Consider the following 23,253-nt stretch of genomic DNA (forward strand, 5'->3'; position numbering starts at 1 on the left):
CGGGAGGCGGGGGCCGATTCAAAAAAAGAAAAAAAGAAAGGGCTCAAGCGCGACGCAGGGCGTGCTGTTCCATGCGGTTCTGCAGCCGATAGAGGTAGGCAAAACCCTGCTCCCAGCGCCGATGACCGGACTTCACGTTGATGTGCCCTGCCCCCGATAAAATCCCCGCCTCGGCGCCCCACTGACGCGCCAATTCAAGTGCACGGGGCGCGCTCACAGCGGCGTCGTTATCAGAGCTGACGACCTGGCTCGGGAACGGCAATAGATGGGTCGGAATCGGCGCGAAGTTGCGCAGGGCCGGCGCGCAGGCCGGGCGCTCGACGTCTGCCGGCGCGACCAGCAAGGCGCCGCGCACCTGACGCAAGAATTGCAAGGGTGCAGTAGCTGCCCAATGGGCGACGGTGATGCAACCCAGGCTATGGGCGATCAGAATCACAGGCGTGCTGTCGGCGGCAATCGCCTCGGCCAGTGCCGCGACCCAGTCTTCGCGACGTGGCGTCAGCCAGTCGGCCTGCTCCACCCGCGCGCTGTTTGGCAGACTGTTCTGCCAGTGGGTTTGCCAATGATCTTCTGGCGATCCTTGCCAGCCCGGCACAATCAGGTAGCGAATTGATTCGTTGCGCATGGGGAGCTCTCCTGCTGCGTGTCTGTTCCTGATCGAGTATAGGGAGGAGAGTTATATTCGCTAAGGAATAAGAAGCTATTTATTAAGATCTATATCGAATATATAAAATCCCTGTGGGAGCGGGCTTGCTCGCGATAGCGGTGTATCAATCACCACCAATGTTGGATGTGACGACGCCATCGCGAGCAGGCTCGCTCCCACAGGGTATGGGTGTTCGCCCAAAAAAAGGGGCCGCACCCTGCCAAGGAAACGGCCCCGGAAACTCAAAATCTGCTTGCGCTGTTCAACAATCCTGAAGCCGATGATTGGCGAAATCAGTTATCCAATAAAGGAATATTTAATTACTTTAATAGGCCTGAATTGCATATACCAATCACCCTCGCTGCTTGCGTCACAACGTAGCGTCCCTTTGGGTCAAATTGATGACGAACGTTTTTGCCTTTGAGTTTCCGCAGGCATTGCTTAGACCTGAGCAGCACGCACCTGCCGGGGTTCTGTGGTCTCTTTACGCGCAAATCGGTTCGCTCGAGTAAACGTTCCGAAATCATTGAACCGAACCCCCATCTCACGCATCACCTCATGGGCCACCGGAACGCTCATCTGGCGGATGTAAAACGGTTCCTTCACCACAAAATGATGGATCCCGTGGCTGCTGCCGAAGTTGAAGCAGAACGCCTGCAACGGCCACAGCCACCAAGGGTTCAATACCTGAGTCTGCTGAATCACATTGCCCGGCTCCACATCACCGTAGTAGTGCATGTTCGAGCTGACAAAGTGCAGGCAGAACGTGCGCAACACGTTCGGGCCAATGATCACCACGGCAGCGATGTCGATCACCTGCATCACCGCCAATGTCGCCGCCGACCATTCGATGGGCGCCGCCAATAGATGCGCGATGCCGTTGGCGGCGTGAAAACCGAGGAACACGTACCACGCCCCCCAATGCACCAACGCCAGCGGCGCGTAAACCTTCAGGGAGCGCTTGAGGATGCTGAACTTGTGTGCCCAGGTCTTGGCTCGCAGCAGACGGATGAACGCCGACATCACGTTGTCGCCGACCATCAACAGCCGCGCGATCCCCCAGGGCTCACCGTTGGTGATCGCCCGCTCTTCCATGTCGGCTTCGGTGCCGGAGACCTTGTGATGGTTGAGGTGCAATTGGCGGCGGATCCACGGGTTGATGGTGCTCGGCCGCGCCAGCCACACCAGGCCCATCATCAGGTTGTGCGGTACCCGCTGTTTGCGAAAATACATGCTGTGGATCAGGTCATGCTCAAGTTCATGGGTCAGCGAGGCGAAAAACGCGTTGAGCAATAGGCACGCCCACCAAGCCATGCAGCCGTTGATGTAGAGCACCGCCGAACCGATCATCCCGGCCAGGGCGAAGGCCAGAATGCCCGCGCCCAAGGCGTCCTGATGATTGAGAATCGGGTAGCACCGACGCAGTTCGACGCCTTTGGCCAATACCACCTGGCGAATATGCGCTGATCGTTGTGCTGCATTCAGTCGCTGGGGACTTGCAGAAGTACCGTCCATGCTTCCATCCTCTGGTTATTGATGTTCGCATCCTGCCCTGTGATGCTTCACACAGCGGTAGCCGTGAACGCCAACCTGTTGACCGGACGCGCCAATCGACATGACTGAACCGACCTCCCTCGCCAGCTGGACCCGTGCCCTGCGCAAGCAGCTCGATGCGCTGGGACTCGACAGCACCGCCCTGTGCCAACAGGCGGGGCTCGACCCGCAGTTGATGGACGACCCGAACGCCCGTTACCCGTTGTCCGGCACCACGCGCCTGTGGGAAATCGCGGTGCAGGTCAGCGGCGACCCGGCGATTGGCTTGCGCGTGTCGCGGTTTGTCAGCCCGACCACGTTTCATGCGCTCGGTTATGCGTTGGTGGCCAGCGGCAGCTTGCGGGAAGTGTTCGAGCGCATCGTGCGTTATCACCAAGTGGTCAGCGATGCGCTGGACCTGGAGTTGACCCGCGCCGAGGATCGCTACCGCTTCCGCCTGAAAATTCCCCAAGGCAATCCCGCGCCTGCCTTCGAAGCCATCGACGCCTTCGCGGCGATTTACGTGCGCACCTGCCGTAATCGGCTGGGCCGTGACTACGCGCCGCTGGCGGTTTATCTGCGCCGTCCGGAACCTGCCGACCCGCATCAATGGCACAAAGTGTTCCGCTCACCGGTGTATTTCGCCGCCGAGGAAGATCGACTGGAATTCGCTCTGGTGGATTTCGACAGTCACCTGGACGACGCCAACCCGGAACTGGCCGAACACAACGAAACGGTGCTCAAACGCACCCTGGCGCAACTCAAACCCCTGACCTGGGAGCGCAAGGTTCGCGACGCCATCGAAGAGCAATTACCCGAAGGCGAACCGTCGGCCGAACGCATCGCCGAAGCCCTGCATTTGAGCTTGCGCAGCCTGCAACGGCACTTGGCCGACGAAGGTTGTCGGTTCGATACGCTGCTCAACGAAAGTCGGGAAAACCTGGCGTTGCTGCACCTGCGCGACCCGCACTGTTCGTTGAGCGAGGTCAGTTACCTGCTGGGATTCGCCGACACCAGCAGCTTCAGCCGCGCGTTCAAGCGCTGGACCGGAATGACGCCGGGGCAGTTTCGGGATGGGTTGCGGTGACAGATCCGGAAGGTGTTTTGTATGTTCCGGCCCCATCGCTGGCAAGCCCGCTCCCACAGGGTTTTCGGTTGTTCACAACATGGTGATTCACACAGGTCCACTGTGGGAGCGGGCTTGCCCGCGATAGCAATGTCTCAAACGCCACAGAACCACTATCGCCCCCGATCCCGCCGCAACAGCTTGCGCACCCGCTTCACCAGCTCACTGACGGTAAACGGCTTGAGCAGGTAATCATCCTCATGCAGCTCCAGCCCGCGCAGGCGATCTTCGATGCCGTCCGTGGTGGTGAGCAACAGCACCGGCGTATCGCCGAGCTTGCGGATCTGCTGCAGCAACTGCCAGCCGTTGAGCCCCGGCAGCATTACGTCGAGGATGATCAGTTGGTACTCGCCGGACTCGATAAAGCGACGGCCGTCCATGCCATTGAGCGCCACATCCACCGCATAACTCGCCTCGCTCAGGCCTTTGGCCAGGAGCCTCGCGGTCTCGGGTTCGTCTTCCACTAACAGCACACGCATGGCACACCTCGATTGTCGTCGTTACAGGCTAGGCGCGTTCGGGAACAAAGCCCACCAATACCGTGGCGATCTTTTTTTCAAATCACCGCCAACGCCCGCAATCGCTGCGCATCCAGAATCTCGATCTCGCCGTACTTGAGATTCAGCACGCCTTGCCCCTGCAAATCCTTGAGGATCTGATTGGTGGTCTGACGCGACAGCGCCAGCATCGACGCCAGTTGCTCCTGCGGCAATTGCAGGACACGGCGCGGCGGGTCGATTTCACCATAGCCCTCGGCGATCATCAGTAAACGATGGGCCAGGCGCGCCGGGGCCGGCATCAGGCTCAACTGCTCAAGGTTGATGAAGGTCAGGCGCAGTTTTTGGCTCATCAACAACGCCAGTTGCCGCCAGTACGCCGGCTGTTCGTCGAGCAACGCCAGCAGTGCCGTTTGCGGGATGTGCAACAGGATGCAATGGCCTGTACCGAACGCGTCGTGGGTTCGCGGCTGACCATCGAACAGGCAGATTTCGCCAAACCAGTGCGGTGGTTCCACCAGGCTGAGCAACGCTTCCTTGCCCTGCTCGCTCACCGCGCCAATGCGCACCGAACCTTCAAGCACCGCATACAACCCGCACGGGGGATCGCCACGTTTGAACAACCGCTGCCCCGGCGATAGGCGCCTGACCCGGGCGGCGGCCAGCAGACTATCCTGAAAGGAAACAGGCAAGTGACTGAACCATTGCCCCGTCATCAGGCGCGAACGCCAAACCTGCATGTCCATGAAAACTCCTGGAGATTGTCGCTTGGCTGACAGAGTAAGAGATGAACCCGGGGCATCATCAATCACCCTACAGGAGGAATAACAATGAAAAGCCTCGTTGACCATCTCAGTCAATACGCCGCCTACCACCGTGATCCGCGCAATATCGCCAGCCACTTCGTGGGCATTCCACTGATCGTCGTGGCGGTCGCGGTATTGCTGTCACGGCCAGAGTGGTCGCTGGCCGGGGCTTGGCTGTCACCGGCGGTGCTTTTGGCGTTGGCCTCGGCGTGGTTTTATTTGCGCCTGGAACTGCGGCTGGGGGTGTTGATGACGGTATTGCTGGGCCTGTCGGTCTGGCTGGGGCATGTGCTTGCGCAGCAGAGCACGTTCGTCTGGCTTAGCGCCGGCATCGGGATGTTTGTGGTGGGTTGGGCGATTCAGTTTGTCGGTCATCATTACGAGGGGCGCAAACCGGCGTTTGTCGATGATGTGACCGGGTTGATTGTCGGGCCGCTGTTTGTGGTGGTGGAAGCAGGTTTCCTGCTGGGGCTTCGAGGTGAACTGAAACGGGCCATCGAAGAACGCGCCGGGCCTGTGGCCTTGCGCAATCAACGCTCCGCCGCCTGAAAAAAGAGCGGTAACGGATTGATGCCGTTACCGCTCATGGTTTCACAGCGTGCCGAACTCGACCCGAACCGTCAGTGCACCGAGGTTGTCCTTCAAACCCGCACCGTAGAGGCCTAGCAGGTCATCATTGATACACAACTGCAGCTCGCCTTGCTGGCCGGCCGGAATCTGCGCCAGATCACCGATCAGAAAGGGCATGCCAAAGTCACCAACACGGCCGATCAAAGCACCTTCGGCAGCCCCCATCAGTGTATAGCCGAACTTGGCGATGTAGTCCGGATTGCCTTTTCCATCCACCCAGTTACTCGCCGGGCTGGCGCACCATAGGCCAAAGACACAACGAGCCAGACGTGGCACCAGACCGTTGATCTGTACACCGGTGCCCTGCCAGGGCAGATTGGCCAGAACCTCCACCGTCGCAGCTTTCAGGTCGTTGGCCAGCGTATCCCCGGCCTGGAACGACAACGCGGCAATCGTCAGGCTCGGGTTCGAAGTGCCCGTGCTGGGGAAGACGCCATCGCCGACCAGGAACAGGTTCTTGTGGTCCCAACTGCGCTGGTATTTGTCGACGACCGATTGGGTTGGATCATCGCCCATGCGATAGGTCCCCATCAGGTGCCCGGCGCCCTGGAAACTGTAAGGCTCATTATCGTAGATGAACGTCCCGGGCGTGAGAGGCTTCGTCAGCTCCACCGCGCCGAGCAGTTCGGTGATGATGTGAGTCGCCAACTTCTTCGCCTGCTTGAAGCCCTCCTTGGTGTATTTGGACAGGTCATAGTGAATTTCCGGCCGGGGAATGCCGAGCCGGTCCTTGTACTCGGTCGACGGCACGATGTAACACGTGGGGTGATCGGGATCGTCCTCGACCTGCTCCACCAGAAACGCGATCCGGAACTGACGGATGAACAGGTCGTTGAGCTTTTGAACCAGCGCTGTCCCGTAGAGCACTTGCTGTGGTTTCACGGCCGGCGGTAGCGGGTTGGTTTGACTGTGATTCGCCCCGTCGATGAAGTCAGCCACGGTGGTGTAAGGATCGGTGACCGGCCAGTTCCAGCCCTCGTTACCGATTTCAATGCGCCACGCCGCTCGAGAGCTGCGAAAGTCACCGTCACGCAAACTCTCGATGCCCGCCGTGGACAGAGGACCACGGTACGGAAAAACCGCCTTGCCTTCAGGCATCAGCCCCCATGCGAGGTAGATCGGGTGATCGGCCAGGCTGCGCCCTACTTGCCCGCTGCTGTTGGCCACACCGTTGGGCCAGGCCGGACTCGTGGAGTTAAGCAATAGCTTGGGTGTCTCGATGGCATGGGCGGCGATCACATAACGCTGCCCGACAGCGACGCCGGTTCCAGTGGGCGGGCCGTCGCCCAGCTGATACTGGATGAATTCGATGCCGTTGATATTGCTGTCCGCCCCGACGGTCACTTTGCTCGCCACGGTTCGGTACAACACCTTGACCTTGCCGGTGGCCAGGGCTTTGTTCATTGTCACTGTCGCATCGTACTTGGCCTGGATCGGGCAGATCGGTGTGCAGTTGGTGTTGCCGGCACACACGCGGCGCCCCGCGTAAGGTTGGGAATTACGCCCGGCCGGCGTCGGGCTGACCACCAGCGGCAAGCCGTCGAACGTCTGCCCCGTCACGGCCGTGACAAAACTGCCATCGACCAGCGACAACGGAATGCTGTGCATCGGGAATGAATAACCTTCGGGGAAGGTCATGCCCAGATAGGCCTGGTCGGCGACATTGGCCGCCACGCCGATTTCCGCCTCGGCCCGGCAGTAGGCACTTTGCAGATCGTCGTAGCCGATAGGCCAGTCCACCCCGACGCCGTATTTTGATTTCAAGCAAAAATCATTCGGCACCATGCGCAGGCACGTCCCGACCCAATGCCAGGTGGTGCCGCCACCCACCCGTTCATAAGTGCTGGTGAAGGGCAGCGGGCCTTTCTGTACCAGGTAGCTGATCGCCGGCTTGTCCCAGCCCAGGATCAGATCGGCGATGGTCGCACGCGGGGCGTTCTCGTTGGCCGGATCACGGGGTGTGTCCAGGCTCGTCACCGGAGGGTAAGGGGCTTCGGGAGTTTTCAGCGTGGCCGTATAGAAGCGCTCCAGGTATTGAGTACGGTTGGCCGGGATTTCCGGGCCTGATTCGAGCACCAGCACCTCCACCCCGGCCATGCCCAGTTGATAAGCGATGATGCTGCCGGCCAGCCCCGCGCCAACGATCACTACCTCGGCTTGTTCGGTACTCATGACAAGGCTCCTTGCTGTCCGCTGGCGGGTACCCCGGTGTAATCCTCAAGGCTCGGCGGCGTGGTATTCCAATAGCCGAAAAACATCTCGCTGTAGCCCATGGGATGGGCCTGGGCAATTTTCCAGGCCCAGCTGTTGATATAGGCCTGATCGGACACCACCAGCGAATCGGTCGATTTGTAGCTCCCGGTGGCATAGGGCTGATACCAGACACCCAACAACCATAGCTTCATGATCGAACGCGCCGCTTGGGCCGTTTGCGTGGTCGCCGGTAGCGCCCCATTCATCAGTACCGCCTGGGCGATCCGGTCCGGGGGCTCAAGGTCCGCCGCCATCGTGGCGTACTGAGTCAGCAAGGCGTTGAGCACATCAGGCGTGATGCGCGGCGTGATGAACTCGAGAAAGATCGGCGGCAAGCCCACCTGGTCGATGGCCGGCGCCAGCCGATCGGCGGGAATGCCGGTGAGGGCCGATGAAAGGCCAATGAAGTTCTGCAGATCACTGCTCATGGCTGACTCCTTGTCCACCCGTGGACTGTGCGCGTTCAAGCAGGTAGGTGAAATCCGCGAAGCTGGTGCGCGGGGATTCGGTGACATGGGTGGCCGCATTGCCGTGGCACGCCATGCAACTGGAAGACGCCTGGGGCACGGTGCCCTGGATGTAGGTTTCCAGCGTGGCGTTGGCCAGGAACAACGGCGCGGGGCTGCCCAGTGGGTTGGTCGCCGATATCTGGCAATTGGGCTGTGGAGCGGCTGACGGCCACTGGGTGCTGATCAATTGATAGTTCGCCCAGACGCTCTGCGGATTGGCCGTCCGCAGCAGGGCCTGGTACGTGGCGTTCAGGGTTTTGGTGGCATCGGTCAGCGGCGCGTCACGCTCGATCTGCGAGGGCGTCGCCTTGACTGCCGGGTTCCACGGCCGTGGCGGAGGCTGGTTGACTTCGCTCTTGCTGTTGGCGTTGTAGAACAGGTACGGGCCCACCCGCTGGGCAGGAGGCGTGGATTTCTCCGGTACGTTTTTCACATGTTCAAAGGTTGACCAGACCCACTGCGCAGCATTGGCGGTCTTATGAACGATGTGCAACCCCACCAGCCCGACCGGCTCGGATACGCACGACTCCTCGACAATCGGCCCATGACTCGGATCATTGTTGCCCGGTGTATAGACCAGTGCATCGACGGTGTGGAAATCCTCCCGGCGATCATTGGGGCCAAGCACTTTCCACGACGCCTTCACCATCACCGCACCGACCTGCTTCGCCTCAGCCGAGCCACAGCTGAAAGCCACGGCGTTGCTCGGGCTCGCGGCGAAAAACTTCTGCTGGCCTTCGATGCTGTACAGCCCGTTGTTGACGATCCCGTCGAACATCGATTGGTTGACCACGATTTCGTTGCGCGTATAGACGCCGTTCTGATCCACCAGCGGGCCACTCTCGAAGGGCTGGATAAACTCATTCAGCACATCAGGCACCTTGCCCATCTGCTGCAGCAGGCGACCAGGCTTGAGCGACTTGCACGCTTCGGGGAGGGTTGCCGGGGCATTCCAGGGCAGCGGTGTCTGGCCCTTGGCCCGGAATACCTGGTAGCTCTCTTTCCAGCTTTCCCACACCGTGGCCCCATCCTGCTTGCCGATGGGGGTGCCGGTATTTGGATCGCCGTTGTCCAGCGCCGGCCAGTTCAGGGCGATGAAGGTCTGCCACGACAAGTCATCGAAATTGGCCTGCAGGCTGGGCAGAGTAACCGGTTGGGTAACCGTGACATCGAAGGGTATCTGCGGCGACAGCGAGGGGGCGGCACTGGCGCACGGGCTCAGCAAAACGCTCAACAAGACACAGCCAAACGGGCCATGCCGACTGACTTCCTTTCTCATGCTTTATCTCCTTGGCATCAGGGCGCCAGGAGATAACACCGGTCCGTCATGGACTCTCACTGCCTCCTGGCAAGTCAGAGTCTAGGTAGGGTTTGAGGCAAAAAAATCACGGGGGTAGAACCGATCGAAGCAAGGCCGGTTGGTGTTATTACAGATTGGGCGGGGTGTTCTTGGAGACGCCATCGCGCAGGCTCGCTCCCACAAGGACGTTGGTTTGCCGACAGATTTTTGGTCAACACCCATCCACTGTGGGAGCGAGCCTGCTCGCGATGCTTTTGATCTTAGAGGTTGGCGACTTTCTGCCAGACCTTCGGCTTGAAGAACAATGTCTCGCCCTTCGCCAGGCCCACCAGGCTGTCGTGGTCCTTCACCACTTCCGCTTCAATCAACTCGCTCTGGCCTTCGACCTTCAGCGTCACCCGCGTGGTGGCGCCCAACGGACGAATATCCCGCACTTCAGCGGCGTGGTGGTCTTCCAGTTCATGCCGCGACAGCGACACTTCGTGGGGACGGAACAGTACGTGCCGGTCTTCGCCCAAATGCAGACGGTTCGAATCGCCGAGGAAGTGATAGACGAAATCGCTGGCCGGATTTTCGTAGACGTCGCCCGGTGAGCCGATCTGCTCGATCACGCCTTTGTTCATCACCACGATCCGGTCGGCCACTTCCATCGCCTCTTCCTGGTCGTGGGTCACGAATACCGAGGTCAGGTTGATGTCCTCGTGCAGCCGTGCGAGCCAGCGCCGCAGTTCTTTACGGACCTTGGCGTCGAGGGCGCCGAAAGGCTCGTCGAGCAGCAGCACTTTCGGCTCCACCGCCAGGGCGCGGGCCAACGCGATGCGCTGACGCTGGCCGCCGGAGAGTTGTTCCGGGTAGCGATCGGCCAACCAGTCCAGTTGCACCATGTTCAGCAGTTCGTGGACTTTCGCCGCGATCTGGCTTTCGTTTGGACGCTGGTTTTTCGGCTTCATACGCAGGCCGAACGCGACGTTGTCGAACACCGTCATATGGCGGAACAAGGCGTAGTGCTGGAACACGAAACCGACGTTGCGATCACGCACGTCGTGGCCGGAAACGTCTTCGCCATGGAACACGATGTTGCCCTGATCCGGGGTTTCCAGGCCGGCGATGATTCGCAGCAACGTGGTCTTGCCGCAGCCGGACGGCCCCAGCAGCGCCACCAGCTCGCCGCTTTGAATGTCCAGGCTGATGTTGTCCAGCGCCTTGAACGCGTGGAAGTTCTTGCTGACGTTACGCACTTCGATCGACATGACTTATTCCTCCGCGGCGCTGGCGCGCAGGCGGTTAATACGGTTTTCGCTCCACTGCTTGAGCAGCAGGATGAAGAGCGCCAGGATCAGCAACAGGCTCGCCACGGCGAACGCGGCCACGTGGTTGTATTCGTTGTAGAGAATCTCGACATGCAGCGGCAAGGTGTTGGTCACCCCGCGAATGTGCCCGGACACCACCGACACCGCACCGAACTCACCCATGGCCCGCGCGGTACACAGCACCACGCCATAGATCAGGCCCCATTTGATATTCGGCACGGTGACGTGCCAGAACATCTGCCAGCCATTGGCGCCAAGCAAACGCGCGGCCTCTTCCTCCTGAGTACCTTGTTCCTGCATCAGCGGGATCAGCTCACGGGCCACGAACGGCACGGTGACGAAAATCGTCGCCAAGACAATGCCCGGCAAGGCGAAGACGATCTGGATGTCGTGATCCTGCAACCATGGGCCGAACAAGCCCTGGGCGCCGAACATCAGCACGTAGACCAGACCTGCGATCACAGGCGACACCGAGAACGGCAGGTCGATCAGGGTCACCAGCATGCTCTTGCCACGGAACGAGTATTTGCTCACGCACCACGCGGCGCTGACACCGAACACCAGGTTCAGCGGCACCGAAATCAACACCGCAATTACCGTGAGTTTCAACGCTGACAAAGCGTCCGGTTCAAAAATCGCAGTGAAGAATGCACCCAGGCCCAGCTTCAGGCCCTGGGACACCACGATGAACAGCGGCAGCAATAGAAACAGCGCAAAGATCAGCCAGCCGAGGCCGATCAGGATTCGTCGCGAAGCGGCACTGCCACGGCGGGCGGCGTTCGAGGAGGCCGCTGCAATAGACGATTGGGACATTTTTCGCGCCTCCTTATGGGGTTTCGATGCGCCGCTGCAACAAGTTGATCAGCAGCAACAGGACAAAGGAAACCACCAGCATCAGTACACCAATGGAGGTGGCGCCGGTGTAATCGTACTGGTCGAGTTTGACCATGATCAGCAGCGGCAGAATTTCGGTTTTCATCGGCATGTTGCCAGCAATGAAAATCACCGAGCCGTACTCGCCGACCCCGCGGGCAAAGGCCAAAGCGAAACCGGTCAGCCAGGCTGGGAGCAGCGCCGGCATCAGAATATGGCGGAAAACCTGCAACGGTTTTGCCCCCAGGCACGCCGCCGCCTCTTCCACTTCACGGGGGATATCGGCCAGTACAGGCTGTACAGTACGTACCACGAATGGAAGCGTCACAAAAGTCAGCGCCAGAGTGATGCCGAGGGGGGTATACGCGATCTTGAAACCGAGGTCCGCCGCGAACTGCCCCACCAGGCCGGTGGGGGTGTACAGCGCGGTGAGCGCGATACCGGCCACGGCAGTGGGCAATGCGAAGGGCAAGTCGATCATCGCATCGATGACTTTGCGCCCCGGGAAGGTGTAGCGCACCAGCACCCAGGCCAGCAGCGTACCGATCACGCCGTTGATGACTGCGGCGTACAACGCGGTGCCGAAGCTCAGCTTCAACGCGGCCAGCACCCGAGGTGCCGAGATGATTGCCCAGAACTGGTCCCAGGTCAGTTGAGCGGCGTGCACGAACATCGCCGCCAGTGGAATGAGCACAATCAGGCTGAGGTACACCAAGGTGTAGCCCAGCGTCAGCCCGAAGCCGGGTATGACGGGGGAGATACGACGCGACATAAAAGTCCTTGGTTGAGAACGCGCTAAGCCCCGACGGTGAAATCGGGGCCCGTTGGCTAATGCCTGCCAGTTAAGGTGCTCCCACATGGATTGCATTTAACTGACAGGCATCAGCCCCGTTGGATGATCCATTTCAGGCTACTGCGCCTGATAAATCTGGTCGAACACGCCACCGTCATTGAAGAATTTCGGCTGCGCGGTTTTCCAGCCGCCGAAGTCCTTGTCGATGGTCACCAGTTCCAGGGTCGGGAACTGCTTGGCGTACTTGGCAGCGACGTCCTTGTCACGTGGACGATAGAAGTTTTTCGCCGCGATTTCCTGGCCGGCAGGGCTGTATAGGTGCTTGAGGTACGCCTCGGCGATCTCGGTGTTGCCCTTTTTCTCGGCGTTCTTGTCGACCACGGCCACCGGCGGTTCAGCAAGGATCGACAGCGAAGGCACTACGATGTCGAACTTGTCGGCGCCGCCGTCTTCTTTCAAGGCCAGGAAGGCTTCGTTTTCCCAGGCCAGCAACACGTCGCCCTGACCGTTGTTGACGAAGGTGATGGTCGAACCGCGAGCTCCGGTGTCCAGCACTGGCACGTGTTTGAACAGGGTCTGCACGTACTCTTTGGCCTTGGCTTCGTTACCGCCGTTGGCTTTCAGGCCATAAGCCCAGGCCGCAAGGAAGTTCCAGCGTGCGCCGCCAGAGGTTTTCGGGTTCGGGGTGATGACTTCCACGCCGTTTTTGGTCAGGTCGCCCCAGTCCTTGATGCCTTTCGGGTTGCCCTTGCGCACCAGGAACACGATGGTCGAGGTGTAAGGCGTGCTCGCTTCCGGCAGACGCTTCTGCCAGTCAGCCGGCAGGCTCTTGCCGAGCTTGGCGATTTCGTCGATGTCACCGGCCAGAGCCAGGGTCACCACGTCAGCCCGCAGACCGTCGATCACCGCCCGGCCCTGCTTGCCTGAGCCACCGTGGGACTGCTGGATCTTCACGTTGTCGCCAGCGTGATCCTTTTTCCAGAAGTTGATGAACTCGGCGTTGTAGTCCTGATACAGCTCACGGGTCGGGTCATACGACACGTTGAGCAGTTCGTAATCCTTGGCAACCGCGGAACCAGCAAACAGTGCACTGGCCAGGGCGGCCAAGGCAAAATGGCGAATCGACGACATGGTGAAAGCTCCTGGAATTCTTGGTGTGATGGCTTTTTCTTATGGTCTGGAACGGGTTGCCTGACTCAAGGATCGCAGCCTTCGACGCTCCCGCAGGAGCTGCCGAAGGCTGCGATCTTTTGATCTTTACTTCAGCTCGGCTTGTTGCTCGGATTCTGCAAACGGAATTTTTCTTTGCGTTCGATCTGTACCACCTGGGCGTTGTGCACGGTGATTTCCACCGCGCCAAAGCGTAGATCGCGCAAGGCGCTTTGGATTTCACGCAAAATGGTGGCTTCGTCCTGCCCGTCAACACTACGTAGGGATGCGCTCATGGTGCTGCTCCTTTAATGAGATATGCCTGGCAGTGGCGGCACTGCGTACGGCGTGAGAGCAATAGTAGATAGGCGCAGATATTCTTAAAAAGACTATTTAAGAATGTTTATATAACCAAAACACATTATTTGATGGCGCAGGGATTTGCAGGGGGTTCTACTACTTTCAGGGGCGCGCAAATCCTGTGGCGAGGGGGCTTGTCGGAACGCCGCACCGCCCCGTTCGGCTGCGTAGCAGACGCAAAGATTTGGGGCCGCGATGCGCCCCAACGGGGGCAAGCCCCCTCGCCACAACTAACCTTCTCGCCACAAGAAGGTCAGGCGCTCATCCAATCAACGGCGCACGAGCCCAATTCAATGAAGCCGCCGGCACGGGCCGCCCAAACCAGTACCCCTGCCCCAGATCGCAATCGTGCTCGATCAGGAAACCCGCCTGCTCAACCTGCTCGATCCCCTCGGCATGCACCTGCATTCCCATGCTTTGCGCCAGCGCAATGATCACCCGTGCGATTGCCGCATCATCCTCATCACCCGGCAAGCCTGCGACAAATCCCTGATCGATCTTGAGCTTTTGCACCGGCAAACGCTTGAGTCGCAGCAACGACGAATAACCCGTGCCGAAGTCATCGATGGCCAGCCGCACGCCTAACTCACGCAAGCGGTGCATCTGCTCCAGCGCCACTTCCGGGTCCTCCATCACCGCGCTTTCGGTGACTTCCAGCTCCAGATACGCCGGATCCAGCCCGGTGTCGTGCAGCACCTGAGCCACCTGCTGGTACAACTCACGGCGAGCGAACAGGCGCGAAGAAACGTTCACCGCGACAAACGACAACACCACGCCCGCCGCTTGCCATTGACACATTTGCTGACAGGCCTGGCACATGACCCAGGCATCGATCTCGGCAATCAGCCCGGTGCGCTCGGCAATGGGAATGAATTCAGCCGGCGACACCAGCCCGCGCTGTGGATGCTCCCAGCGCACCAGGGCCTCGACGCCGATCAGACGGCTGGTTTTGAGGTCGTGCACGGGTTGGTAATAAACCCGCAACTCCTGCTGCTCCAGCGCTCGGCGCAATTCGAAGGCAATTTCTACACGTTGCTGGGCATGGGCAGTCAGCTCTTCGGTGTACAGGGCATAACCGTCGCGACCGGCGCTCTTGGCCTTGAACAGTGCCGAGTCGGCATTGCGCAACAGTTGCTCGGCGCTCAACGCATCGCTGGGGAACAGGCTGATGCCGACACTGGCGTTGATGAACAACGAATGCCGGTCAATCAGAAACCGCTCCTTGAGACCATCGATGACCCGCTGGGCCAGCGCCGCGGCATGCCCCGGTTGCGGGCAATTTTCAGCCAATAGGGCAAATTCGTCGCCACTGAGCCGCGCCAGGGTGATGCCCGGGCCGAACAAGGTGTTCAGCCGCTCGGCCACGCCCTTGAGCAGTTGATCCCCGACACTGTGACCGAGACTGTCGTTGATCAATTTGAAGTGATCCAGGTCGATCATCAGCAACGCACAACCGCGCTTATGAGCCTGCGCCGAGGCCACGGCCTGCCCGGCACGGTCGGTAAACAGCAGGCGATTGGGCAGATCGGTCAGCGGGTCGTGGTGCGCCAGGTGCGTCAGTTCATGCTCGGAGTTCTTGATCGCGCTAATGTCGGAAAACACCGCAACGTACTGGCTGCGCCGTCCCTCCTCGTCGTGAACGAGGCGGATCGTCTGCCATTGCGGGTAAATCTCGCCACTTTTGCGACGATTCCAGATTTCCCCGCTCCACTCGCCGAGGCTGTCGAGTGTCGCGAACATCGCCTGGTAGAAACCCGGCGGGTGATGGCCCGACTTGAACATGCTCGGTCGCTGGCCCAACACTTCCTCATACTGGTAGCCGGTGATTTCCATGAATGCACGGTTTACATGGACGATCAGCCCCTTGCTATTGGTGACCAGCACCCCTTCGCGAGTGCAATCGAACACCGCGGCCGCTTGTCGCAAACGCTCCCGGTCGGCAGTGCGCTCACGCAATTTGGCGCCGACGCCCAGGCAACGAAACAACCGTGCCCGTGCAATGAAAATCAGCCCGGCACTGAAGGCCACCCAGGCATAACCGTTGATCAGTTGCCAGCGCAGCAGGTCGGTGGAGTTATCGAAGAAACTGTTCAATAAATAACCACTGAACTGCAGCCAGACGACGGAAAGCACCAAGTAAAGCAACGCTGCACGCAAGGCATCACGATATGTGGCTGACATTCGAGCTTCCATGTCCCAACACAAAAGGCTGGAATTATAGTTTAAAGAAACATCCGGCCACTCTTATCTGAAAGGGCGACTGGTTTTATCTGTGGGCTAAGTGATAATGCAACGGCTGTTTTTTTCTTTATCGAGGGTCCTATAGGCTATGTGGTACGAAGGTTTTCTTGGCTTATCGCCCTGGTCACTAGTGGCAGTCACCCTGCTGATGACCCATGTCACGATCGTCGGCGTCACAGTTTATCTGCATCGCTATTCAGCCCATCGCTCGCTTGAGCTCAATGCCGGCCTGAAACATTTCTTCCGCTTCTGGCTGTGGCTGACCACGGCGCAGAACACCCGCGAGTGGACCGCTATCCACCGCAAGCATCACGCCAAATGCGAAACCGCCGATGACCCGCACAGCCCGGTCATCAAAGGGTTGTCCACCGTTCTACGCAAAGGCGCCGAGCTGTACCGCGCCGAAGCGGAAAACCCCGAGACCCTACGCATCTACGGCAAGAACTGCCCCGAAGACTGGATCGAACGCAACCTCTACAGCCGCTTCCCGCTGCTGGGCGTGGCATTCATGGGCGTCATCGACCTGCTGCTGTTCGGCACCATCGGCATCACCATCTGGGCCATCCAGATGATGTGGATCCCGGTCTGGGCCGCCGGCGTGGTCAATGGCCTGGGCCATGCCATCGGCTACCGCAACTTCGAATGCCGCGATGCGGCGACCAATCTGGTGCCCTGGGGCATCCTGATCGGCGGCGAAGAACTGCACAACAACCATCACACCTACCCTAACTCGGCCAAACTCTCGGTGAAGAAGTGGGAATTCGACCTCGGCTGGGCCTGGATCCAGGTCTTCAGCTTTCTGCGTCTGGCCAAGGTCCAGCGAGTGGCGCCGATCGCCCACCGTGTCGAAGGCAAAGGTAGCCTGGACATGGACACCGCCATGGCGATCCTCAACAACCGCTTCCAGATCATGGCCCAGTACCGCAAGCTGGTGATCGCGCCGCTGGTCAAGCAAGAGCTGGAAAAGGTCGATCACTCGGTCCGTCACCAGTTCCACCGGGCCAAACGCCTGCTTTCGCGGGAAACCAGCCTGCTGGACGACAAGCACCACATGCGCATCCAGACCATGCTCGAACACAGTCAGGCGCTGAAGGTAATTTACGAGAAACGCCTGGCCCTACAGCAGATCTGGGTCAAGACCAGCTCAAATGGTCACGACATGCTGGCCGCCATCAAGGATTGGGTGCACGAGGCCGAGGCCAGCGGGATTCAATCCCTGCGCGACTTCGCCGACCAACTGAAAACCTACTCCCTGCGCCCTGCCGCTGCCTGATTGTGGCTAGGGGCTTGCCCCCATTCGGCTGCGCAACCGCCGCAATACCTGATGACGCGTTTTAACTTAAAAAAACGCGTCGCCAGTACCGCCCAGCGGGAGCAAGTGCCCTCGCCACATAAAGCGGGAACTTCGTCCCAAATCCCCAATCTCAAAGACACTTCGCCATCCCGGCGGGCTTTGTGTTGGCCGCTGTCGAAATAGCGGCACGCCCTTGAGATTTGTGCCGATGGTCAATAAAAACCTACAAGACACGTCCCTTCCACAGTGGCCCGAGGCCGCGCAAACGCTGATGGCGCTGATGCATGCGCAAGGTGAAGTGGCGCGCCTGAGTGAACGCGAACAGCTGTTCAGCTCCCTGCTGGTCAGCGTCAACGCCGTGCTTTGGGCATTCAACTGGAAAACACGTCAGGTGCTCTACGTCAGCCCGGCCTATGACCGTATCTTCGGCCGCCCTGCCGGTTTGTTGCTGTCCGACTACAACCACTGGCGCGACAGTGTTTATCCCGACGATCTGGACTATGCCGAGCACAGCCTGGCGCAGGTGCTGGTCAACGGCGCTGTTGAAGACCGCGAGTACCGCATCATCGCGGCCGACGGCCAGGTGCGCTGGCTCAGCGACAAGTGCTTCATCAACCGTCACGCCGAGCCGGGCCAACCGATAATCATCGTCGGCATTGCCGAAGACATCACCGAAAAGAAGCAAATGGAAACCGAACTGCACCGCCTGGCCACCACCGACGTACTGACCCAAAGCAGCAACCGCCGACACTTCTTCGAATGCGCCAATCGCGAATTCGAGCAGGCGCGCCAGCAAGGCAAGCCGCTGGCCTTCCTGCTGCTGGACATCGATGACTTTAAAGTGATCAACGACACCTACGGACATCCGGAAGGCGATAAGGTACTGCAACGCATCGCCGAGAGCGGTCGTGCGGCCCTGCGGCGCGGTGATCTGTTCGGGCGGATTGGCGGTGAGGAATTCGCCGCCGTATTCCCCGGCTGTGCACCGGACATGGCCATGCAAGTGGCCGAACGCCTGCAACGGGAGATTCAGCGGTTGAGTTTCAGCCATGACGACCAGACGTTCGGCATCACCGTCAGCCAGGGCCTGAGCAGCCTCATGCCTGAGGATGAAAACCTCGACAGTCTGTTCGCCCGCGCCGATGCGGCGATGTACCAGGCCAAGCGCCAGGGCAAGAACCGGATAATCTCTGACTGAGTTCGAATCAAAACTCAACACAAAACTTGTGGGAGCGGGCTTGCCCGCGATAGCGGACTATCAGCCTACATTGATGCTGCATGTCAGCCCCTCATCGCGGGCAAGCCCGCTCCCACAGGTATTGCGTAAAGCCTATTTTTTGCGCAAACGCATCAACTCCGGCAAGCCAATCTTGAGCAACCGCGCCGTGCGGCTCTTGGACAACGCCTCGATCCCTTCATGCTCGGTCAGGCGCGCCAGTTGCGCGGCCATGTTCATCACCAGCGCTTCGCGGGAGTAAACCCCGCCGCCGAGCTGATAAACCGCCGCAATCAGCTCACGCAGCTCCAGCGGCAGGCGCCAGCGGGTGCGCAGCGCCGAACCGTAGGCCGCGCCGAATTCAGCCAGGGCATCGCCGACTTCCTCCCATTCATCCAGCTCACCGCCGGCCTGCTTCCACTCCTGCAAACAGCGCAGCAACGCCAAGTCGCCGAGGCGATGCAGCATGCCTGCGCAATAACAACGCTCCTGATCCAGATCCAGCAAGCGCGCCAGCGTCCGCGCGTATTCGGCGGTGTGCAGGGACAATTCCCAATAACGCTCGGCATAGTCCGCCAGTTGCGGATCGCTGAGTCGGGCGCTGCGCTTGAGAGCGAGACCCAGAATCAGGTTCATGCTTTGCGCGGTGCCCAAGCGATGCAGCGCCTGGGCCAGGGTTTGCACAGCCGCGCCATGATGCTGGGCCGCGCTATTGGCGGCGGCAATCAGGACCGCGGTGATTTGCGGGTCGGTGCGGACTTCGTCTTCAAGCCGCGTCAGATCGAGGCCATCGGGATTGAGGCCACGTTTGATCGCCACCTGCACATCGGTCATCAGCGGCGCACCGTCCGCCAGTTCACGCCGCCGCTCCAGGTACACCGACAAGGTCATGCCCGGCGCCAGCGAGGGCACTTCGCAAGATACCTCTTCACCCGCGTTCAGCAGCAAATCCTGCAGGCGCTGGGTCAGGTTTTCCATGTTCAGGGGTTTGGTCAGGTACGCCGTGGGCGCCAGGGGCAAGACCTCACGCACGCTGGCGCTGTCGTTGCGGCTGCTCATCAGAATGAAGGGCAGCGGCGGATTACGTTGGCGCTGACGAACACTGCGCAACACATTCAGGCCATCGACGCCGGGCAACTCCCAGTCGACGATCACCAGGTCATAAGGATTTTCCGCCAACAGCTTCAAGGCCTCCTGGCCATCGGCACACACGTCCAGCCGTGCGTCGCAGCGCACATTCAACAACACCTGCTTAAGCAAGTCGCGGGACCAAGGGTCAGCCTCGGCAATCAGCACACGCGGCACAGCGGGTAACACCACAACAGTCATCTGCACACTCCAACGGCAATGCTTGCACCTTAGTCAATGATGGCCATTCGATACAGCGCAATTGCCCTGATGTGTTTCAAGTGGCATAAAAAAACCCGCCGAAGCGGGTTTTTTGTCGATCAGTTCACAAACGGATCAGAGCTCGGCGAAGCACTCTTCGATGATCGCCAGGCCTTTGTCCAGTAGCTCGTCCGGCGCGGTCAGCGGTACCAGCACGCGCAGAACGTTGCCGTAGGTGCCGCACGACAGCAAGATCAGACCCTTGTCGCGAGCCTTGGCCACAACGGCGGCTACAGCAGCAGGGTTCGGCTTGTGGCTGTCGCCGTTTTCGAACAGCTCGACGGCGATCATTGCGCCCAGGGCACGCACGTCGCCGATCACTGGGTATTTGGCCTGAATGGCTTTCAGGCCGGTCACCAGACGTTCGCCAACCGCTTTGCAGCGATCCAGCAGGTGCTCTTCTTCGAACACTTCCATCACGGCCAGGGCCGCAGCGCAAGCGATCGGGCTACCGGCATAAGTGCCGCCCAGGCCGCCTGGAGCGATGGCGTCCATGTATTCGGCCTTACCGCACACACCGGCCAGCGGGAACCCGCCAGCGATGGATTTGGCGAAGGTGGTCAGGTCGGCGGCAACGCCCATCTGTTCCATGGCGAAGAAGGTGCCGGTACGGCCAGCGCCCGTCTGTACTTCGTCGGCGATCAACAGGATGCCGTGCTGGTCGCACAGGGCACGCAGACGCTTCATGAATTCTTTCGGCGCGACGTAGAAACCGCCTTCACCCTGCACCGGCTCGATGATGATCGCGGCGATGTCACGCGGCTCGGCGTCGTTCTTGAAGATGCGCTCGATGCTGGCGATCGAATCGTCGATGCTCACACCGTGCAGCTCGTTCGGGTACAGCGCGCGGAAGATGCCGCCTGGCATCAGGCCCATGCCGGCCGAGTAAGGCACGACTTTACCGGTCAGGCCCAAGGTCATCATGGTGCGACCGTGGTAAGCGCCGGTGAACGCAATCACGCCGGCACGGCCAGTGGCGGCGCGGGCGATTTTCACGGCGTTTTCCACGGCTTCGGAGCCGGTGGTCACCAGCAGGGTTTTCTTGGCGAAATCACCCGGCACCTTGGCGTTGATTTTTTCGCACACTTGCACGTACGGCTCGTAGGCCAGAACCTGGAAGCAGGTGTGGGTCAACTTGTTCAACTGCTCGGTGACGGCGGCGATGATTTTCGGGTGCACGTGACCGGTGTTCAGCACGGCGATACCGCCGGCGAAATCGATGAACTCGCGACCTTCAACGTCGGTCACGGTAGCGTTCTTCGCGTGGTCGGCGAAGATCGGGTGAATCTGGCCAACACCACGCGGTACAGCAGCGGTGCGGCGGGCCATCAACTCAGCGTTAGTCTTGCTCATACATTCCTCATTCGCCGCTCATCGGTCGGCGTGGTTCAAGGATTAAGCGGCGGGGAAGCAACTACGGCAGCATGCGATGATCGACTGCCACAGCGTTCCCGGCCGCAGAGAAAATTCCGTTTGAAGCGCGCAAAGGGACAGCGCTCTCGTGCCCTTTGCGCTTGAAGCAATGCCTTGCCGGGCTTATGTCTTCGGAGCTTAGATGCCCAGGCAGAGGTATTTGATTTCCAGGTAATCTTCGATGCCGTACTTGGAGCCTTCACGGCCCAGGCCCGACGCCTTGATGCCGCCGAACGGTGCGACTTCGTTGGAGATCAACCCGGTGTTAACGCCGACCATGCCGTATTCCAGGGCTTCAGCCACACGGAACACACGGCCCAGGTCACGCGCATAGAAGTACGAGGCCAAGCCGAATTCGGTGTCGTTGGACATCGCGATCACATCGGCTTCGTCTTTGAAACGGAACAGTGGCGCCAATGGACCGAAGGTTTCTTCCTTGGCCACGGCCGCGTTGTTCGGCACGTTGGTCAGGATGGTCGGCTCGAAGAAGTTGCCTTGCATGCTCTTGCCGCCCGCCAGCACGGTGGCGCCTTTGCCGACGGCGTCAGCAATGTGCTCTTGAACCTTGGCCACGGCTTTTTCGTCGATCAGCGGGCCAGTGGTGGTGCCGTCTTCCAGACCGTTGCCGATCTTGAGTTTGGCCACGGCCACTTTCAGTTTTTCGGCGAACGCGTCGTACACCGAATCTTGAATGTACAGGCGGTTGGCGCAGACGCAGGTCTGGCCGTTGTTGCGGTATTTGGAAATGATCGCGCCTTCGACGGCCTTATCCAGGTCCGCGTCGTCGAACACGATGAACGGCGCGTTGCCGCCCAGTTCCAGCGAGACTTTCTTGATGTCCTTGGCGCACTCGGTCATCAACTGACGACCGATTTCGGTCGAGCCGGTGAACGACAGTTTGCGCACGATCGGGTTGCCGGTCAGCTCGCTGCCGATGTCGCCGGCGCTGCCGGTCACCACACTGAACACGCCGTTCGGAATACCCGCACGCTGAGCCAGTTCAGCCAGGGCGAATGCAGAGAACGGAGTTTGCGAAGCAGGCTTGAGCACCATGGTGCAACCGGCGGCCAAGGCCGGGCCGGCTTTACGGGTGATCATCGCGGCCGGGAAGTTCCACGGAGTAATCGCCGCGGTCACGCCGATCGGCTGCTTGATCACGATCAGGCGCTTGTCTGGCTGGTGGCCCGGAATCACGTCACCGTAGACGCGCTTGGCTTCTTCAGCGAACCACTCGATAAAGGAAGCGGCGTAAACGATTTCGCCCTTGGCTTCAGCCAATGGCTTGCCTTGTTCCAGAGTCATCAGGCGAGCCAGGTCGTCCTGATTCTCGATGATCAGCTCAAACCAGCGACGCAGCTTGTTCGCGCGCTCCTTGGCGGTCAGTGCACGCCAGGCCGGCAGCGCTTTATCAGCGGCTTCGATCGCACGGCGGGTTTCGGCAGCGCCCATTTTCGGCACAGTGCCCAGAATTTCGCCCGTTGCCGGGTTGTTGACCTTGATCGTCTGACCGTTGTCCGCATCAACCCAAGCGCCATCGATAAAGGCTTGCTGGCGGAACAACTGGGTGTCTTTAAGCTGCATGTCGGCTTTCCTTAACAGCACCGCGCAGGCGCGGAGCGAATTATGATTGTAGAAAGGCGCCTTATAGGCTGCCGTCAGGGAAATCATTCACCGGGCTGAAGCACATAAATAGCGCACGGAACGAACTCGTGCGGTTCAGCACCCAGACAAGAGCGTTTGAAATCTCAAACGAATCCTAGGATCAAAGGGGGTAAAGGACAATAGGCTGTTCGAAAAAAAGAACGAAAACGCCGCATTTGCCTATTTTTTCGGATCAGCGTAGCAATCGTAGGTTACGCTTTGGAAAAACGCAGACGATTCAGCAGCATGGACGCCCGCAACGCATATGAGTATC

General features: G+C 59.8%; 20 protein-coding genes. 4 read left to right on the forward strand and 16 right to left on the reverse strand.

Annotated features, from left to right (window positions below; all coding sequences use genetic code 11):
- Positions 1-43 precede the first annotated feature (43 nt).
- Positions 44-625: an alpha/beta hydrolase gene (locus J3D54_RS07165; protein WP_064615794.1), complete on the reverse strand. Its 582-nt coding sequence runs from the start codon at positions 623-625 to the stop codon at positions 44-46.
- Between the two features lie 462 nt (positions 626-1,087).
- The gene (locus J3D54_RS07170; protein ID WP_253417291.1) at positions 1,088-2,161 is read right to left on the reverse strand and encodes a fatty acid desaturase; all 1,074 of its coding nucleotides are present in this window, start codon (positions 2,159-2,161) and stop codon (positions 1,088-1,090) included.
- A gap of 100 nt (positions 2,162-2,261) precedes the next feature.
- Between J3D54_RS07170 and J3D54_RS07175 the strand changes: the two genes are divergently transcribed.
- The gene (locus J3D54_RS07175) at positions 2,262-3,266 is read left to right on the forward strand and encodes an AraC family transcriptional regulator (protein WP_253417292.1); all 1,005 of its coding nucleotides are present in this window, start codon (positions 2,262-2,264) and stop codon (positions 3,264-3,266) included.
- A 152-nt stretch (positions 3,267-3,418) separates the two neighbouring features.
- Here J3D54_RS07175 and J3D54_RS07180 read toward each other — a convergent pair whose 3' ends face one another.
- Together J3D54_RS07180 and J3D54_RS07185 are read right to left on the reverse strand one after the other, a co-directional pair.
- Positions 3,419-3,784, reverse strand: coding sequence for a response regulator (locus J3D54_RS07180; protein WP_253417293.1), 366 nt, complete (start codon positions 3,782-3,784; stop codon positions 3,419-3,421).
- A 77-nt stretch (positions 3,785-3,861) separates the two neighbouring features.
- A complete protein-coding gene (locus J3D54_RS07185; protein WP_253417294.1) occupies positions 3,862-4,548 on the reverse strand; it encodes a Crp/Fnr family transcriptional regulator in 687 nt (228 codons plus the stop codon).
- A gap of 84 nt (positions 4,549-4,632) precedes the next feature.
- On the opposite strand from J3D54_RS07185, the gene J3D54_RS07190 reads away from it, so the two are divergent.
- Complete coding sequence (locus tag J3D54_RS07190; protein ID WP_253417295.1) at positions 4,633-5,157, forward strand: DUF962 domain-containing protein; 525 nt, start codon at positions 4,633-4,635, stop codon at positions 5,155-5,157.
- Between the two features lie 42 nt (positions 5,158-5,199).
- Here the strand turns inward: J3D54_RS07190 and J3D54_RS07195 are convergent, their stop codons facing one another.
- The 9 genes from J3D54_RS07195 to dibA form a co-directional block, all read right to left on the reverse strand.
- Positions 5,200-7,410 carry a GMC oxidoreductase gene (locus tag J3D54_RS07195; protein ID WP_253417296.1) on the reverse strand — a complete coding sequence of 737 codons (2,211 nt, stop codon included), beginning with the start codon at positions 7,408-7,410 and terminating at the stop codon, positions 5,200-5,202.
- Positions 7,407-7,919: a sorbitol dehydrogenase gene (locus tag J3D54_RS07200; RefSeq protein ID WP_253417297.1), complete on the reverse strand. Its 513-nt coding sequence runs from the start codon at positions 7,917-7,919 to the stop codon at positions 7,407-7,409. The genes J3D54_RS07195 and J3D54_RS07200 overlap by 4 nt, the downstream gene beginning before the upstream one ends.
- On the reverse strand, positions 7,909-9,279 hold the full coding sequence (locus J3D54_RS07205; protein ID WP_253417298.1) for a cytochrome C: 1,371 nt from the start codon (positions 9,277-9,279) through the stop codon (positions 7,909-7,911). The genes J3D54_RS07200 and J3D54_RS07205 overlap by 11 nt, the downstream gene beginning before the upstream one ends.
- A gap of 281 nt (positions 9,280-9,560) precedes the next feature.
- Positions 9,561-10,550, reverse strand: coding sequence for a sulfate/molybdate ABC transporter ATP-binding protein (locus tag J3D54_RS07210; RefSeq protein ID WP_253417299.1), 990 nt, complete (start codon positions 10,548-10,550; stop codon positions 9,561-9,563).
- Between the two features lie 3 nt (positions 10,551-10,553).
- Positions 10,554-11,423: a sulfate ABC transporter permease subunit CysW gene (gene cysW, locus J3D54_RS07215; protein WP_007941037.1), complete on the reverse strand. Its 870-nt coding sequence runs from the start codon at positions 11,421-11,423 to the stop codon at positions 10,554-10,556.
- A gap of 13 nt (positions 11,424-11,436) precedes the next feature.
- Complete coding sequence (gene cysT, locus J3D54_RS07220) at positions 11,437-12,255, reverse strand: sulfate ABC transporter permease subunit CysT (RefSeq protein WP_253417300.1); 819 nt, start codon at positions 12,253-12,255, stop codon at positions 11,437-11,439.
- A 138-nt stretch (positions 12,256-12,393) separates the two neighbouring features.
- Positions 12,394-13,407: a sulfate ABC transporter substrate-binding protein gene (locus J3D54_RS07225; protein ID WP_018929363.1), complete on the reverse strand. Its 1,014-nt coding sequence runs from the start codon at positions 13,405-13,407 to the stop codon at positions 12,394-12,396.
- A gap of 131 nt (positions 13,408-13,538) precedes the next feature.
- Positions 13,539-13,721, reverse strand: a complete 183-nt coding sequence (oscA, locus tag J3D54_RS07230; protein WP_007945260.1) for a sulfur starvation response protein OscA — start codon at positions 13,719-13,721, stop codon at positions 13,539-13,541.
- Positions 13,722-14,046: 325 nt separating this feature from the next.
- Entirely contained in the window at positions 14,047-15,966 is a 1,920-nt protein-coding gene (gene dibA, locus J3D54_RS07235; protein ID WP_253417301.1) for a phosphodiesterase DibA, read from the reverse strand.
- 148 nt (positions 15,967-16,114) lie between these two features.
- On the opposite strand from dibA, the gene desA reads away from it, so the two are divergent.
- Both desA and J3D54_RS07245 read left to right on the forward strand, forming a co-directional pair.
- Positions 16,115-17,299 carry a delta-9 fatty acid desaturase DesA gene (desA, locus tag J3D54_RS07240; protein ID WP_253417302.1) on the forward strand — a complete coding sequence of 395 codons (1,185 nt, stop codon included), beginning with the start codon at positions 16,115-16,117 and terminating at the stop codon, positions 17,297-17,299.
- 229 nt (positions 17,300-17,528) lie between these two features.
- Positions 17,529-18,518 (forward strand): sensor domain-containing diguanylate cyclase, encoded by a 990-nt coding sequence (locus J3D54_RS07245; protein ID WP_253417303.1) that lies wholly within the window; start codon positions 17,529-17,531, stop codon positions 18,516-18,518.
- Between the two features lie 132 nt (positions 18,519-18,650).
- Here J3D54_RS07245 and J3D54_RS07250 read toward each other — a convergent pair whose 3' ends face one another.
- From J3D54_RS07250 to gabD, 3 genes are all read right to left on the reverse strand, one after another.
- On the reverse strand, positions 18,651-19,865 hold the full coding sequence (locus J3D54_RS07250; RefSeq protein WP_253417304.1) for a response regulator: 1,215 nt from the start codon (positions 19,863-19,865) through the stop codon (positions 18,651-18,653).
- Positions 19,866-20,000: 135 nt separating this feature from the next.
- A complete protein-coding gene (gabT, locus tag J3D54_RS07255; RefSeq protein WP_253417305.1) occupies positions 20,001-21,278 on the reverse strand; it encodes a 4-aminobutyrate--2-oxoglutarate transaminase in 1,278 nt (425 codons plus the stop codon).
- Positions 21,279-21,476: 198 nt separating this feature from the next.
- Positions 21,477-22,919: an NADP-dependent succinate-semialdehyde dehydrogenase gene (gene gabD / locus J3D54_RS07260; RefSeq protein ID WP_019581696.1), complete on the reverse strand. Its 1,443-nt coding sequence runs from the start codon at positions 22,917-22,919 to the stop codon at positions 21,477-21,479.
- Positions 22,920-23,253: the final 334 nt, after the last annotated feature.

The organism is Pseudomonas sp. GGS8, from assembly GCF_024168645.1.
Taxonomy (GTDB): domain Bacteria; phylum Pseudomonadota; class Gammaproteobacteria; order Pseudomonadales; family Pseudomonadaceae; genus Aquipseudomonas.

Excerpts from the sequence above, each read along its gene's own strand:
- J3D54_RS07175 (WP_253417292.1), top strand. The coding sequence starts at position 2,262 with ATGACTGAACCGACCTCCCTCGCCAGCTGGACCCGTGCCCTGCGCAAG.
- desA (WP_253417302.1), top strand. The coding sequence starts at position 16,115 with ATGTGGTACGAAGGTTTTCTTGGCTTATCGCCCTGGTCACTAGTGGCA.
- oscA (WP_007945260.1), bottom strand. The coding sequence starts at position 13,721 with ATGAGCGCATCCCTACGTAGTGTTGACGGGCAGGACGAAGCCACCATT.
- J3D54_RS07185 (WP_253417294.1), bottom strand. The coding sequence starts at position 4,548 with ATGGACATGCAGGTTTGGCGTTCGCGCCTGATGACGGGGCAATGGTTC.
- J3D54_RS07225 (WP_018929363.1), bottom strand. The coding sequence starts at position 13,407 with ATGTCGTCGATTCGCCATTTTGCCTTGGCCGCCCTGGCCAGTGCACTG.
- gabD (WP_019581696.1), bottom strand. The coding sequence starts at position 22,919 with ATGCAGCTTAAAGACACCCAGTTGTTCCGCCAGCAAGCCTTTATCGAT.
- J3D54_RS07245 (WP_253417303.1), top strand. The coding sequence starts at position 17,529 with ATGGTCAATAAAAACCTACAAGACACGTCCCTTCCACAGTGGCCCGAG.
- J3D54_RS07250 (WP_253417304.1), bottom strand. The coding sequence starts at position 19,865 with ATGACTGTTGTGGTGTTACCCGCTGTGCCGCGTGTGCTGATTGCCGAG.
- gabT (WP_253417305.1), bottom strand. The coding sequence starts at position 21,278 with ATGAGCAAGACTAACGCTGAGTTGATGGCCCGCCGCACCGCTGCTGTA.
- cysT (WP_253417300.1), bottom strand. The coding sequence starts at position 12,255 with ATGTCGCGTCGTATCTCCCCCGTCATACCCGGCTTCGGGCTGACGCTG.
- J3D54_RS07210 (WP_253417299.1), bottom strand. The coding sequence starts at position 10,550 with ATGTCGATCGAAGTGCGTAACGTCAGCAAGAACTTCCACGCGTTCAAG.
- J3D54_RS07165 (WP_064615794.1), bottom strand. The coding sequence starts at position 625 with ATGCGCAACGAATCAATTCGCTACCTGATTGTGCCGGGCTGGCAAGGA.
- J3D54_RS07170 (WP_253417291.1), bottom strand. The coding sequence starts at position 2,161 with ATGGACGGTACTTCTGCAAGTCCCCAGCGACTGAATGCAGCACAACGA.
- J3D54_RS07190 (WP_253417295.1), top strand. The coding sequence starts at position 4,633 with ATGAAAAGCCTCGTTGACCATCTCAGTCAATACGCCGCCTACCACCGT.
- cysW (WP_007941037.1), bottom strand. The coding sequence starts at position 11,423 with ATGTCCCAATCGTCTATTGCAGCGGCCTCCTCGAACGCCGCCCGCCGT.
- J3D54_RS07205 (WP_253417298.1), bottom strand. The coding sequence starts at position 9,279 with ATGAGAAAGGAAGTCAGTCGGCATGGCCCGTTTGGCTGTGTCTTGTTG.
- J3D54_RS07200 (WP_253417297.1), bottom strand. The coding sequence starts at position 7,919 with ATGAGCAGTGATCTGCAGAACTTCATTGGCCTTTCATCGGCCCTCACC.
- J3D54_RS07180 (WP_253417293.1), bottom strand. The coding sequence starts at position 3,784 with ATGCGTGTGCTGTTAGTGGAAGACGAACCCGAGACCGCGAGGCTCCTG.
- dibA (WP_253417301.1), bottom strand. The coding sequence starts at position 15,966 with ATGTCAGCCACATATCGTGATGCCTTGCGTGCAGCGTTGCTTTACTTG.
- J3D54_RS07195 (WP_253417296.1), bottom strand. The coding sequence starts at position 7,410 with ATGAGTACCGAACAAGCCGAGGTAGTGATCGTTGGCGCGGGGCTGGCC.